The organism is Mycobacterium sp. NGS51 (assembly GCF_059812525.1).
The window spans coordinates 185,714-199,017 of sequence record NZ_JCALCV010000008.1; the positions used below are offsets into that span (position 1 = coordinate 185,714).

Genomic DNA, 13,304 nt, shown 5'->3' on the forward strand with positions numbered 1-13,304 from the left:
ATCTCGTTCGTCTTTGTGGTGGAGCAGCAGTCGCGATCCCCACAGCTATCGTCCAGTAGCTTAGCAGCTAGCTACTATGGCGGACGCAAACTGTTTCCAGGTAAGACTGTAACCGTAACGCATTATCGGGGGCCACGGTGTGCGGACCGGGACGACGGCGTCCCAAACTCTTCCCGGTTACTCGTCAGGAGATTTTTATGAGCATCAAGATCCTGACCGCAACGGGCCAGGTGGCAACCACACCCCGGGCAGTGTGGGCGATGGGCGACTACGCCCGGATGGCTGAGCAGGTAATGGCCCCGCTCGGCCCGGTGCTGGTCAGCTCCGCCGGTATCGGGCCGGGCGAACGTGTGCTCGACGTCGCCGCCGGATCCGGCAACGTTTCGATCCCCGCTGCCCAGGTGGGTGCCAACGTGGTTTCGAGTGACCTGACACCGGAGCTGCTGGAGCGGCGCGCCGCATCATCAGCGGGCGGCCGACGAGCTGGTTCGAGTCTGCCGATCCGGCGGCACGGTAGGCCTCGTCAGCTGGACGCCGGATGGTTTCTTCGGCCAGCTGCTGGCCGCCATTCGACCGTATCGGCCGACGCTGGCGCCGGGTGTGCCTCCCGCGGCGTTGTGGGGGCGCGAGGGTTATGTCGCCGGACTGCTGGGTGACCGGGTCGGCGATATCAGCACGCGGCGAAGCACGTTGCCGGTCAACCAGTTTGAGAGCGCCGAGGTGGCGCACGAGTACTTCAAGAATCACTACGGCCCGACGATCAATGCCTACCGCCAGATCGGCCGCAACGGTGTGCTGGCCGCTGCATTGGACAACCAGCTCGTCGAACTGGCCCGGCGACACCTAATCGACGGCGTGATGGAGTGGGGATATCTGGTCCCCACCGCCCGCAAGCGGTGAAGCGGACGCGCTAGGAGAATTGGAGATTCAATGGCTTGGGAAGCCGGGAGTAAGGCGATCGCCCATCGCGGCCTGCGCACGTTCGGCTTCGGCGGCCTCGCGATTAAGGCGCTGCGAGCGGTAGATGCTTACATCGCTGCGGGACATCAGCAGTGACGCGATACCGACCGCGATTATCGCTCCCGGTATCGCCGAGAATGATCCAGTCATCTCGGCGACCATGATCATGATGGCCAGCGGTGCGTGCCCGACGCTGCCGAAGCACGTCATCATCCCCACCACCACGAAGATGCCGGGGTCGTCAGGCACTCCGGGGAGGCTGAAGAGATCGGCCACCCGCCAAATCGCTGCCCCGACAAACGCGCCAATGACAATCCCGGGCCCGAAGATTCCCCCCGATCCGCCAGTGCCGATCGACAGTGAGGTGGCGAGGATTTTGGCGATTGGCAGAACGATGACGATCCACAACGGAATCGTGAGCAGCGTTTGCCTGGTGATGGATTCTTGAATCCAGCCGTAACCGCTGCTGAGGATCTGAGGAATCAGCAATCCCAGCAGCCCGACCAGCAGTCCGCCGATCGCGGGTTTGAGCACCCCGCCGGGCAGTCGATCGCTCAGCGCCACAGTCCAGTAGAAGGTGCGGGCGTATAGATCGCCGATCGCGGCGGCGGCAACACCGATTACCGCGAACCACAGCAAAGGCCAGGCTGCCTCGAAGCGGTATTCCGCGTCGACGAAGCCGAACAGCGGCTCAAAACCCAAAATCGAACCGAGCACTGCGTAGGCCGTCGCTGAAGCGATGAAACCGGGCACCAGTGAGCGGTATTCAAGGTCTTCGCGGTAGATGATCGATGTGGCCAGTACCGCCCCGCCCAGCGGTGCGCCGAAAATGGCGCCGATGCCGGAGCCGATTCCCACGGCAACGGCGATCCTGCCGTCCTCGTCAGACAGGTCGAGCTTACGGGTCAGCAGCGATCCGAAGCCTGCCGAAATCTGCGCCGTGGGACCCTCACGACCACCCGATCCGCCAGAGCCAATGGTCAGTGCGCTTGCCACCATCTTCACCAGCACCACTCGGCTGCGGATGTTGCGGGGATAGCTGTGAACCGCTTCGATCGCCTCGTCGGTGCCGTGACCTTCGGCTTCCGGGGCAAGCCAGGCGACGATGACTGCTGACAACAATGCACCGCCCATCGTCACCAGCGGGATCACCCACGGTCGGCGGAAGCCGGAGGATGCATGACCGCTGCCCTCGCCAACCGGAGTGGGGATGTGGTAGCCGGCCAATTCGCCCAGCAGCAACTCGCCGGCATATTTCAGCAACAGGTAAAAGACCACTGCCCCCACGCCGGCGATGACGCCAATGGCGATACCCAGGAAGAGCCACTTACGCACGTAGTCGGAGTTCCGGATGAATGCCCCCAGCCTTCCACCGGAGTCTTCTGTACCGCAATTTGTCGCCGCGCTCACTTTTCGGATGTTAGCAACGCACATTTGATGCGAGACCAGACGGAATCCCCAATTCCGTACCTAGGGCAACTATCGCCTAACGCTAGGATATGGTTGGGCGCCACGCGCAGGAGGTATGCGCATGAAGGTCGCAATCGTCGGTGCTGGTATCGCCGGTCCGACGCTGGCGTACTGGCTACAGCGCTACGGTCACGTGCCGACACTGATAGAGAAAGCACCACAACTCCGCACCGGTGGCCACGTCATCGACTTCTGGGGTGGCGGATATGCCGTCGCCCAGCGAATGGGACTCACCGCCGAATTGCACGCCACCGGGTATGCAGTTCAGGAGGTGCGACTGGTGGACCGGAGCACACGGCCAGTAGGCGGCTTTTCCGCAGAGGTATTCAGGCGGAACGTCGACGGCCGGTTCGTCACCCTGCCGCGCGGTGATCTGGCGGCCATGATCTACCGCTCCATCGACAACCGTGTCGAAACCTTATTCGGTGAGAGCGTTTCGGCCATCGCACAACATGACTCGGGCGTCCAGCTCACCTTCGAACATGCACGGCCGCGCCTGTTCGACTTGGTCATTGGTGCCGGTGGGATCCATTCACCGGTGCGCGGCCTGGTGTTCGGGCCCGAAGGTCGATTCGCGACCGATCTCGGCTACCGAGTCGCCGCGTTCCAAGCCGATGGCTATCAACCACGCGATGAACTCGTCTACCTCGCCTACACCACTCCCGGGCGGATGGTATCGCGATTCGCCATGCGCGACGACCGGACGCTGTTTCTCTTCGTTTTCACCGCCGACCAGATGAGCGGACCCGATCCGCAGACCGCGGCGGAAGCCAAGATCACTTTGCGTCAGGTCTTCGGTGACGCCGGGTGGGAATGCCCGACGATCCTAAGCGAACTCGACACTGTGTGCGACGTCTACTTCGACCGCGCGAGCCAAATCGTCATGGACAGTTGGTCGCAGGGGCGGGCAGTGCTCATCGGCGATGCGGCCGCGGCGGTTTCGTTGCTCGCGGGCGAAGGAGCGGGCCTGGCGATGGTACAGGCGTATGTACTGGCTGGCGAACTGAGCCGTACAGCTGGAGATCACCGCGACGCGTTTCGGCGCTACGAGCGTCGGCTACGTCCGGTCGTCGAGACCAGGCAGCGGGGGGCACGCGCGTTTGCTTCGATGTTTGCGCCGAAAACGTCGCTGGGCCTGTGGACCCGCAATCGCGCGACTAAACTGCTCGGCATCCCGCAGCTGGCGGACTGGGTGATTCGACGCGAATTTCGCGACGACATCGCATTGCCCGACTATGCCGGATAGCCGACTGACACGATCTCGGCGGTCGTGAAGGCTATCAGTGCACCGGTCCCCGCCGCCGAAACCAGCGGTCTGTGAACAGGGTGTGACGTGACGTTGCGAATTCCCGATATCGACCAAAGTTCCAACGGAACGGACAGGTGGTGATGATTGTGAACGGCAAGGTGCCGGCGGTGACGCCTCCCAAGTCTCAACCGATCCTGGTAGGACGGTGCCCGTTATGAGCGCAGTGCTGCCGCAGCTGGTCGACGGCTGGCAACCCGCAGCGTACGCGGCCCTCAAGGCGTTTGCTCTATTCCTCACTGCTGCAACGGCTTTCCGGGTGACACTACGCCGTACCATCTCCGAGTTCACACCGTTCGACTGGGTCACCGCGGTCGCCGTCGGCGCCATCATTGGGCGCACTGCCACGGCAGCGGACACATCGTGGCTGACCGGGACCGCCGCGCTGTCGACACTGATCGCCGCGCACGCGGTCGTCGCGCGATTGCGCTTCATCCCGTGGATACGCCGCCTGGTCGATCCACCGGTGCGAGTGCTGATCCGAGATGGGCAGTTGCAGCACGCGAGCCTGAAACGGTGCAGGCTAACCTGTGCGGACCTGGATGCGATCCTGCGCGAACACGGCCTCCGAACAGCCACGGAGGTCGATCTGGCGTTGTTCGAGTCCAAAGGAACAGTCTCGGTTTTCGCGAAAGCCGAACCGCGCCGCACGGCGCCACCACAGCAGGATGGCCCGGACCCGAGCGGCCCCAAGTCGCCTCCCAGCGGTGAGGAAATCCGTTGAAGTCTGGTCATACTCGAGAACCGATGTGCTAGGCGGTCAGCATCGTCACGGACACTTGTCCGGCGTCTGGATATCTGCAATCGGCAAATGCGTGAGGTGTAGTCAGGCCCCCGCCCGGGTACTGCTTGGTCGAAACATGCGAAAGGTTGGCGAGCGAACATGCGTACCGCATTTTGGCGCTGGTTTATCGCCGCAGCCGCCGGCGCTCTCATCGTCGCGGGGTGTTCGTCGCCTCAACAGCCGGAGAGCTCACCCGAAGTGACGCTGGTGCATGTCGACGCGGCGCTGCACAGCCCGGTGTGGTCATACGGCACGCACACTCTGCTCGGACTCACCGATGACCGTCGGCTGGCGAAGGTCAGCGGCGCCGAGAAGCCGGAGACCGCACGAACCACGCTGTCGGAGCCGCTCGGCGCCGGCCGCAACCTTCAGATCAGCCAGATGGACGACCGCAACGTCTTCGTGCCGCAACCGCAGCGCGGGTCCGTGGGCATCGTCGACATCGGCAGCCTAAAGTCGGTCGGCCAGTTCGATGCCGGTCCGGCTCCTAACTACCTCTCCGAAGACGCCGGCATGCGGATATTGCTCGCGCTGTCCGCTGATGGAACGACCGTGACGCCGGTGGATCAATACGGCTACCGCAAACTGCCGGCTGCCACGATCACCGGCGATCGCGCGGATTCCATTGACGGTTCCAACCGCGGGCGTGCGATCGACTATCACGTGTACGCGCCGTCGGGAATCCGCTACTACAAAGGCCCCTCCTCGCCACCGAAAGAACGCGGCGCGCTGGCCATAAACGTCGCGGTGTCGGCAGGCAACAGCGCGAAGGTGACCCGTACCTATGTCGCCGACCGCGATCACAGCGTCCTCTACGCCGTCGACTCCCGCCGCGGCGGCGAGGGATTGGAAGTGGTCGGCCGTGCGGAACTGCCATCGTCGCCGATCCGCTACCTCGGGACCGACGACACCCGGATCTACGCGGCAACCGACCGGCAACTGGTGACCCTCCAGATCGCCGACTACGGCGGTTATCCGAACTACGCCATGCATGTGATCCACGTCGTCGATTACCGCTCGAGTCTGCCCGCCGCACAGGCGAAGTCAGCGCCGCTGTCCGGCATGGCGGTTGGTCCACACCAGGTGTTTCTCACGCTGCGCGGAGCACCGTATGTGGTCGGCGTCGCGAAGCCGCATTTATGACTGAAGGAGAACCGGTGACTGCGCCGATCGGCATCGACGACGATTTCGAGTTGATCAACGAGCAGATTGCTGCCCTAAAGGAACTCGGGCAAAAGCAAGAACTCGCCGACGGTGAACGCTACGACTTCAGCATCCGATGGGGCGCTGCACTGGCTGGGCGGCTGCGACGGCTGGTGCTCTACAGCTCCGAAGGCATCCTCAGTGCGGCCGACGAGGCCCGATTCCAATCGCTGTGCGAGGAGTTGCGCGGCCTATCCGAGCTGATCGATCGATTCGAGCTGGCTGCGCCGGTGTTCACCGCTCCCGCCCCCGCCACCGCTAAACGGCATCGGGGACCTCGACGGACCAGCTCGCGGCGCGGGCCCCGTTTGCATCGCGGGTGAGGAAGTCATTCTCCCGCAAGGTGATTCCGGTTCTCGGCTGCGTGCACTCCGAGTTGCGGCACGTCAACGCCACCATGTAGGCATCCTGGTCCTCGTCGAGAAACAGGAAACCCAGGTAGAGCGCATCGCCGACATCGAATTCGGTTGCGCCACAGCCGTCGCAGTGCCCTCCTTTGGCCTTGACCTGGTCCAGCACCCGCTCGCACTCGGTCAGATTCAAGCTGACCAACTCGGGACGCACTTCCGTCATCTGGCGCCGCTCCTCTCCCCCGCAAGCGGGAGGTGCCCCCGCATCGCTCTCTTGCTCTGCATCGTCGCCGGCGCGCATCAGATCTCCACATCCTTGTCGTAATGGATGTTGTCCTCGCGCCAACCGCCCAAGCCCATGCCGATACCGCGGTGGTCGTCGACGAACTCGATCTGGTTGATCCACTTGGCCATCTTGAAGCCGACTTGGGTCTCGACCCGTAACCGCAGCGGCGCACCATGTTTGATCGGCAACGGCTGGCCGTTCATCTCGTAGGCCAGGATGGTTTGCGGCTTGTAAGCCAGTTCCATATCCATCACCTCATAGAACTGGCCCAACCCGTCGGAGCTGGGCTCGTCGCGGCTGTTGTCCTGCATGGTCAAAAAGCAGATGTAGCGGGCCTGTGGCAGCGGCTTGACTTCTTCGAGCAGCCGGCTCAGATGAATCCCGCTCCATTGACCGATGCTCGTCCAACCCTGCACGCAGTTGTGCAGCACCCGCTGCGTTTCCGGTTCGCCCAACGCGCGTAGCCCCGCCAAGTCGAGGGTCACCGGGTTCTCGACCAGGCCGCCGACCCGCAGTCGCCAGTCGACGAAGTTGTGCACCGCCATCACCTTGTACTCGCTCGAGCATGGCGGCTTGCCGTTGACTCGGTGCTCTTTGGAGAGCTTGTGCACCGGGTAGTCCTGCCGCGAGTTCAGCGGCCGCAACAACATGAGTTTGGCGCGGGTATTGATCACGCCCAAGATTTTGTGGACCTGTGTTGGCCGGCGAAGACTCCATGTCGTCGCGGCGACGTGCACGGCGACGATCGCGCCGATGATCACGAACGACCAGAACGTCGCCCAGTTGATGTTGCGCACCGCGCCGAAGATCATCGCCGCGGTGAGCTGGCCCCAGCCCCAGAAGAAGATCATCGACAGGTGGATCACGATGAAGACCAAAAACGCGACCAGACCAAAGAAGTGCAGACTGCGCGCCCGTTGCCGGCCGCCCCACAACCGGACGTACCACGGGAAGCGCGCCTCGACCGCCGGTGACTGCGCCGCGCCGGTCAGGATCTGGAACGGGGCAAGAACGAAGATGACGCCGGCGTACGCCAATTTCTGGATGGCATCCAGCGGTTCGCTGGGCAACAGCGACGGCAAGTTGAACGTCATGTAGGCGACAATGTCGTTCCAGGCCTCGGAAAATATCGACCACGAATAGGGCCAGTACCGATGCCACTGCCCGGTGGCGAACAGCAGGATGTAGTAGGACAGACCGACCAGAATCCACCCGATCACCGCGAAGAAGTGCCAGTGGCGGCCGAGGCCGAGTTTCTTGTGGCCGGGCAACGCGACGATCGAGCTGTAGGACTCCTCCTCGTCGAGCGTGTCGTACAACTTATTGGTCGGCATTTCCTTGGTGGTGAAGCGCGCCCACTCGGTGCCGGGTCTGCTGTCCTCGCGCCAATACAACTTGGGATGGGTGCCGAGGATCTCGATCCCGCTGCGCAACAGCAACGTCAGGAAAAGCACGTTGAGCCAGTGGTCGATCCGGAGCCACACCGGGTAGTCGAAGGTCATCAGTCGTGCCAATTCTGTCGTTGCGGGTAGGCCACGTTGATGCCCAAGAGCACCGTCATGTGAACCGCGATGAAGCCGCCCGCGCAAACCAGCGCCCACGTGCCGGGTGCGACATCCCAACGGCCGGTCAACGCCACCAGCCCCGGCAGGCTGGCCGCCCGGCTGGCCAGATACAGGCCGAGAAACACCACCGACACCAGGTCGCCCAGCAACCAACCCAGCTGCGGCAGACGGGGATTCAGCCCCAGCCACATGACACCAGCGGTCAGTAGACAGCCGGCAATCAGCACGGCGGCGTAGATGATGAAGTAGACCGGCGGCGACGTCTCTCGGGTCAGGGCATAGATGTGGGCCGCGACAATGCCCAGCATCAGCACTCCACCCAGTGCCGTCACCGTGCGCGGCAGGTCGAAAGCGACATAGCCACCCAGTCGCAACATCCGGTACAGCCGACTGCGCTGCAAAACGCGCACGACAAGACCCACGGCGGCTGCGTACCCCGCGACGATTGACGGCAAACCATCGCTACCTGCCTGTTCCGGTGCCGACCGACGGCCCTACCGAATCGGCAAGCCGGTGCGAGGACTCGAACAACAGTGCATGCACAAACGCCTGCGGAAGGTTGCCCCGCAGCTGGCGTTGGTCGACGTCGAACTCCTCGGTGAGTAAGCCCGGTGGTCCGCAGGCGGTGCGATTGCGCTCGAACCATCGCGCCGCCGCCAAGTCGTTGCCTTGCTGGTGATCGGCCAGTGCCATCAGGAATCCGCAGAGCAAAAAGGCCCCTTCGGCCTCGCCGAGCGGACGCTCGTCAGGTTTGAAGCGGTACACGAACCCGTGCCGGCCCAGGTCGTTGCGCACTGCGTCGAGGGTGGCAACGCTGCGCGGGTCGTGGGGCGGTATCGCCCCGCGGATCGCCGGAAGCAGCAATGCCGAGTCGACCCGCGAATCATCCGGCGCCCGTTGCCATCTACCCGACGGGTGCAGACAGTCCGAATCGGCATCGGCGATCAACAGATCGGCCAGCCGCTGCCACTCGGAGCCCTGCTGTCTCGGTGCGACTTCGCCGGCCCGTCGCAAGCCGGCCGCACAGATCAGCCGCGAGTGCGCCCACCGCCGGTCGTCAATTTCCCAGATTCCAGCATCGGCCTCACGCCAACGCTTTTCGATGGCCTCGACCATGGTGTGCACGGCGCGCCAATGCCCCTTGTCCAGCCGGTCCAGACGTGCGGCAGCAGCCAAGAGGAGTAACGCTTCGCCGTAAGCGTCCAGCTGAAATTGATCGGTCACCCAATTGCCGGACTTGACTGCCGCACCCGGGTATCCCGGCAGGTCGAGGTCCTGCTCCCGCGGCACGGCGTCACCGGTGATGCAATAGGCCGGCTTCAACCCTGGGCCGTCGTCAAGGATGCGCTCGCTGACGAATCGAACGGCGTCATCGAGCAACTGGTAGCCGCCGGCGGCGGCGACGGCCTGCCCCGCGTAGCACTGATCGCGGATCCAGCAATAGCGGTAGTCATAGTTGCGGCCGTGTTCAGCTCGCTCGGGCAGCGACATCGTCGCCGCGGCGACCATCCCTCCCCCGCTGCCGGTCATGCCGCGCAGCACCGCGTACGCGGTGCGGGTGTCGAGGTCGGCGATGGTGCCGGAAAACTCCGGAACGGCTTGCATCCAGGCGTGTTCGGTATCGTGCCAGGCGTCGTTGGGCCGCACCACATCGGATGGCAACTCCTGGTCGGACAGTTCCAGCACCAGGTCGTGGTCCGTACCGGGACTGGCTTCGACCACCGCCTCCAGCGCCCCGTCGTCGCTGCGCCGGGCGCCAGCGGCACCAACCCAGCGGAAGCGGTGCGGCCCCGATCGACCGGTCCATACTCCGTCGCTACAGGACAAGTCGCTGATGCCCTTTGCGCCGAACTCCGCGCGCAGATCGAGCCTGATCCGCATCCGCATGGGCTTGTCGAGGGCGCGAATGCGCCGAAGTACCACCGCGGTGTGCGGGTCGCCGGGAAATGCCAGCGCCTCGCGGCATTCGACGATTCCATCCGTGGTCACCCAACGTGACCGCCAGATCAACGAACGGTGCTCGTAGCGTCCGCCCCAGACGTAGCGTGGGTGATCCGGCGAGACAGCGTAGACGCCGTCACCGCCCAGCAATGAGCTGAACACCGCGGGACTGTCCCAGCGCGGCAGACACATCCAGCAACAATCACCGCGCGGCCCGACAACAATCCCGCGTTCTCCGTCGGCCAGCAACGCGTATTCCCGAAGTACATGCGGCGCAAGCTGTTCAGCCAGTAGTGGTTTGTTTGCCATGGTTCCTTTTCATTTCGCCACGTCGGGCATACCCGGTTTGCGTTGGGGGTAGTCACCGGGCATGCCTTCGCGAGCCGGTTCAGCAATCCCTGTCGAGTCTGTCGACGTCGCGGCCTACTCGATTCCCACCGACGCCCCGGAATCGGATGGCACCCTGAGGTGGGATTCGACGACTTTCGTACTGGTGACAGTGCGGGCCGGCGGCCAAGTCGGCACCGGCTACACCTACGGCGGCACAGCCGTGGTGACCGTGGTCCAGTCCAAGCTGGCCGATGTCGTCAAGGGCGGAGACGCGCTGCAGCCGCCGGCCCGGTGGGCCGAGATGCAGCACGCGGTGCGCAATTTGGGTAAACCGGGCGTGGTCGCCGGGGCCATCTCAGCGGTCGACGTCGCGCTGTGGGACTTGCGGTCCCGGCTACTCGACGAGCCACTCGCGGTGGCGCTCGGCGCCGTGCACGACGCCACGCCGGTCTACGGCAGCGGCGGATTCACCTCCTACGACAACGACACCCTTCGCGAGCAGCTGTCCGGATGGGTCGACGCCGGAATACCGCGGGTCAAGATGAAGGTCGGCCGCGACCCAGGCGCCGACACCGGCAGGGTGGCCGCGGCCCGCTCGGCGATCGGCGACTCGGCGGAACTTTTTGTCGACGCCAACGGGGCCTACAACCGCAAGCAAGCACTGCTGTGGGCGCAACGCTTCGCCGAATACGACGTGCGCTGGTTCGAAGAGCCGCTGACCTCCGATGATCTCGACGGCCTGCGGCAGCTCTGTGAGCAGGGCCCCGGCGGTATGGACATCACCGCCGGCGAATACGGCTACCACCTGCCGTATTTCCACCAGATGCTGGCAGCGGGCGCCGTGGACTGTTTACAGGCCGACGTCACGCGCGCGCTGGGAATCACCGGCGTGCTCAAGGTCGCCGCGCTGTGCGACGCACGCGGCATGGACCTGTCGCTGCATTGCGCGCCGCAGATCAGCGCCCACGTCGGAACGGCGATATGGCACCTGCGGCATCTGGAGTACTTCCACGATCATGTGCGGATCGAAGGCATGGCGTTCGACGGCACGATCGACCCTGAGCCGGACGGGGCCCTACATCCGGACCGGACTGCCCCCGGCCACGGGTTGACCGTCAAAGAGGCCGACCTGCAGCAGTACCGCGTGGCCTGACACCCGCCGGGGTTCAGCCTTCCGGCTCATAGCCAGTTCACAGCTTGCACTCATCTGGGCGGCGTAACGTCACACGTTGTTAGTTCGACAAAGTATGTAGATGGCGGCCCGTGCGGTGCGCTCCTCCGCCCAGACCGTGGCTCGGTGGCGAAGAATTTGGAGGAGAAGTGGACATTGTCCTCGGGGTATCGATGGCACCCAGCACAATCCGCATGGTGCTGGTCGAGGGTGACAATGCCGACGGTGTCACGGTCGAGGAAGACCACTTCGATGTCGCGGCCGCCGCCACGCTCAGCAGCTCTGACCAGGTGATCTCGGCCATTCTGGGCACGCGCGAGGCCGCGACCGCAGGCGGTTACCAGTTGACCTCGACGGGCGTCACCTGGACCAACCCTGTCGACGCGGCCGCACTGCGCGAGGCACTGGCCGCTCGCAAGATCGAAAACGTCATGTTGGTCTCGGCGTTTCTGGCCGCGGCCGCACTGACTCAAACGGTCGGCCAGGCGATCGGTTACCAGCACACCGCGATGCTGTTCGTCGAACCGCAGACCGCGACGCTGGCCGTTGTTGATGCCTCCGACGGTTCGGTCACCGACGTGTACCGGCGGCCGCTGCGTAGCACCGACATGGCCGGCGAGCTCGCGGCAATGGTCGCCGATCTGGACGGATCGGCGACCCGTCCGGAGGGCCTGTTCGTGGTGGGCTGTGGCGTCGACATCGCACCGATCAAACCGGTGTTGGAGACGGCGACCTGGCTTCCGGTAAGCGCACCCGAGGAGCCCGGCACGGCGCTGGCCCGCGGGGCGGCGCTGGCGTCTGCCAACGCGCCGTTGTTCGCGTCGTCGACCGCGGCTTTGGCGTATGCGCAGGATCCCGGTACTGGCCGGGTGGACCCCTACGCCGTCGCCCCCGGTTACCTCGACCTGCCGGTTGCCCGGCCCGGTGCCGAGCTCGGCGAAGAGGACATTGCCTACAGTGCGGTGGCCGACGACGACGGCGATGCCGATACCACTGTGCTGCCCGAGGACGGCGGTCTCGACGAACCCCGGTCGGGGCGGCGGCCGCTGCTGCTGGTCGGTAGCGGATTGGCCGTCGTCTTCGTTATCGCGGCCTTGGCGCTCGAAGTCGCGCTGGCACTTGGCATCCGGCCGACCGTCGCGCTACTGCCCAACCCGGTGCAACAACTCATTGTGCCCACCGAGCAGCCACCTGCGCCGCCCGCGCCGACGGCTACGCAGCCGCAACCGCAGGCGGTTCACATGACCGCACCGCCCGCTCCGGCGGCACCACCCGCTCCGGTTGATCCCGTCGTCGCGCCGCAACCGCTCGCGGTGCCGGCGCCTGCGCCTCCGCCACTTCCGGACGCCGCGCCCGTGCCGGTTCCCGCTCCGGTCCCGGTGCCGGTGCCGGTACCGGTCCGGGTCCCGCTACCCGCGCCGCCGATTCACGTGGCGGTTCCGCGGCCGATCCAGGCGCCGATTGCCCAGCCACCGGTCAAGGCGCCGCTACCACCTGTCCATCTGCCGACACCCCCGCTACATCTGCCCACACCGCCCGCCAACCCGCCGACACCGCCGGTACACATTCCGACGCCACCAGCGCAGGCACCCACCCTGCCCATCCAATTTCCGAAACCGCCCGCGCAGGTACCGACGCCGCCGCGGTGGCAACTACCGACGCCGCCCCTGCAGGACAACCCTGCGCCCCCGATACACCTGCCGACGGCGCCGGTGAACATGCCTGCGCCAGAGCCGCCGATGCGCTTGCCGTTTCCACAGGCACCGCAATTCCCTCGGATGCCGGCTCCGCAGGCGCCCCGGCTGCCCACCCTGCCCGCTCCGCAATTTCCTCGGATGCCCGCTCCGCAATTCCCGCGGATGCCCGCGATGCCACACTTCAACTTCCCGACGCCGTCGTTCCGGTTCTAGCGCCGCGGGACCCAGATAGATGAGTTAG

Annotated in this window: 11 protein-coding genes and 1 pseudogene; 7 read left to right on the plus strand and 5 right to left on the minus strand. The window is 64.9% G+C overall.

The features are described 5' to 3' along the window. The first annotated feature begins 197 nt into the window (after positions 1 to 197). A pseudogene (locus tag AC5Y5W_RS12635) lies at positions 198 to 900 on the plus strand (class I SAM-dependent methyltransferase). A 27-nt stretch (positions 901 to 927) separates the two neighbouring features. Here the strand turns inward: AC5Y5W_RS12635 and AC5Y5W_RS12640 are convergent. Next, entirely contained in the window at positions 928 to 2,370 is a 1,443-nt protein-coding gene (locus tag AC5Y5W_RS12640) for a chloride channel protein (protein WP_500022314.1), read from the minus strand. Between the two features lie 121 nt (positions 2,371 to 2,491). On the opposite strand from AC5Y5W_RS12640, the gene AC5Y5W_RS12645 reads away from it, so the two are divergent. The 4 genes from AC5Y5W_RS12645 to AC5Y5W_RS12660 all read left to right on the plus strand — a co-directional run bounded on the left by AC5Y5W_RS12645 (position 2,492) and on the right by AC5Y5W_RS12660 (position 6,046). Continuing rightward, positions 2,492 to 3,676 carry an FAD-binding domain gene (locus AC5Y5W_RS12645; RefSeq protein ID WP_500022315.1) on the plus strand — a complete coding sequence of 395 codons (1,185 nt, stop codon included), beginning with the start codon at positions 2,492 to 2,494 and terminating at the stop codon, positions 3,674 to 3,676. A gap of 217 nt (positions 3,677 to 3,893) precedes the next feature. Continuing rightward, the gene (locus AC5Y5W_RS12650; protein ID WP_500009590.1) at positions 3,894 to 4,460 is read left to right on the plus strand and encodes a DUF421 domain-containing protein; all 567 of its coding nucleotides are present in this window, start codon (positions 3,894 to 3,896) and stop codon (positions 4,458 to 4,460) included. 159 nt (positions 4,461 to 4,619) lie between these two features. Next, a complete protein-coding gene (locus tag AC5Y5W_RS12655; RefSeq protein ID WP_500022316.1) occupies positions 4,620 to 5,663 on the plus strand; it encodes a hypothetical protein in 1,044 nt (347 codons plus the stop codon). A 14-nt stretch (positions 5,664 to 5,677) separates the two neighbouring features. Further along, on the plus strand, positions 5,678 to 6,046 hold the full coding sequence (locus AC5Y5W_RS12660) for a hypothetical protein (protein ID WP_500009587.1): 369 nt from the start codon (positions 5,678 to 5,680) through the stop codon (positions 6,044 to 6,046). Here the strand turns inward: AC5Y5W_RS12660 and AC5Y5W_RS12665 are convergent. From AC5Y5W_RS12665 to AC5Y5W_RS12680, 4 genes are all read right to left on the minus strand, one after another. Continuing rightward, positions 5,982 to 6,296 carry a hypothetical protein gene (locus AC5Y5W_RS12665; protein ID WP_500022317.1) on the minus strand — a complete coding sequence of 105 codons (315 nt, stop codon included), beginning with the start codon at positions 6,294 to 6,296 and terminating at the stop codon, positions 5,982 to 5,984. The genes AC5Y5W_RS12660 and AC5Y5W_RS12665 overlap by 65 nt on opposite strands. A gap of 77 nt (positions 6,297 to 6,373) precedes the next feature. Continuing rightward, positions 6,374 to 7,864: a molybdopterin-dependent oxidoreductase gene (locus AC5Y5W_RS12670; RefSeq protein WP_500009762.1), complete on the minus strand. Its 1,491-nt coding sequence runs from the start codon at positions 7,862 to 7,864 to the stop codon at positions 6,374 to 6,376. Next, complete coding sequence (locus AC5Y5W_RS12675) at positions 7,861 to 8,301, minus strand: oxidoreductase (protein ID WP_500009761.1); 441 nt, start codon at positions 8,299 to 8,301, stop codon at positions 7,861 to 7,863. Before AC5Y5W_RS12675 ends, AC5Y5W_RS12670 begins: the two co-directional genes overlap by 4 nt. Positions 8,302 to 8,386: 85 nt before the next feature. Further along, complete coding sequence (locus AC5Y5W_RS12680; protein ID WP_500009585.1) at positions 8,387 to 10,174, minus strand: glycoside hydrolase family 15 protein; 1,788 nt, start codon at positions 10,172 to 10,174, stop codon at positions 8,387 to 8,389. A gap of 61 nt (positions 10,175 to 10,235) precedes the next feature. Between AC5Y5W_RS12680 and AC5Y5W_RS12685 the strand changes: the two genes are divergently transcribed. Together AC5Y5W_RS12685 and AC5Y5W_RS12690 are read left to right on the plus strand one after the other, a co-directional pair. Further along, positions 10,236 to 11,348 carry an enolase C-terminal domain-like protein gene (locus AC5Y5W_RS12685; RefSeq protein WP_500022318.1) on the plus strand — a complete coding sequence of 371 codons (1,113 nt, stop codon included), beginning with the start codon at positions 10,236 to 10,238 and terminating at the stop codon, positions 11,346 to 11,348. 167 nt (positions 11,349 to 11,515) lie between these two features. Continuing rightward, positions 11,516 to 13,276, plus strand: a complete 1,761-nt coding sequence (locus AC5Y5W_RS12690) for a DUF7159 family protein (RefSeq protein ID WP_500022319.1) — start codon at positions 11,516 to 11,518, stop codon at positions 13,274 to 13,276. Positions 13,277 to 13,304: the final 28 nt, after the last annotated feature.

Bases quoted from the DNA above. Each gene is read 5' to 3' on its own strand.
- AC5Y5W_RS12645 (WP_500022315.1), top strand. From the start codon at position 2,492: ATGAAGGTCGCAATCGTCGGTGCTGGTATCGCCGGTCCGACGCTGGCG.
- AC5Y5W_RS12650 (WP_500009590.1), top strand. From the start codon at position 3,894: ATGAGCGCAGTGCTGCCGCAGCTGGTCGACGGCTGGCAACCCGCAGCG.
- AC5Y5W_RS12655 (WP_500022316.1), top strand. From the start codon at position 4,620: ATGCGTACCGCATTTTGGCGCTGGTTTATCGCCGCAGCCGCCGGCGCT.
- AC5Y5W_RS12665 (WP_500022317.1), bottom strand. From the start codon at position 6,296: ATGACGGAAGTGCGTCCCGAGTTGGTCAGCTTGAATCTGACCGAGTGC.
- AC5Y5W_RS12675 (WP_500009761.1), bottom strand. From the start codon at position 8,301: ATGTTGCGACTGGGTGGCTATGTCGCTTTCGACCTGCCGCGCACGGTG.
- AC5Y5W_RS12680 (WP_500009585.1), bottom strand. From the start codon at position 10,174: ATGGCAAACAAACCACTACTGGCTGAACAGCTTGCGCCGCATGTACTT.
- AC5Y5W_RS12685 (WP_500022318.1), top strand. From the start codon at position 10,236: ATGCCTTCGCGAGCCGGTTCAGCAATCCCTGTCGAGTCTGTCGACGTC.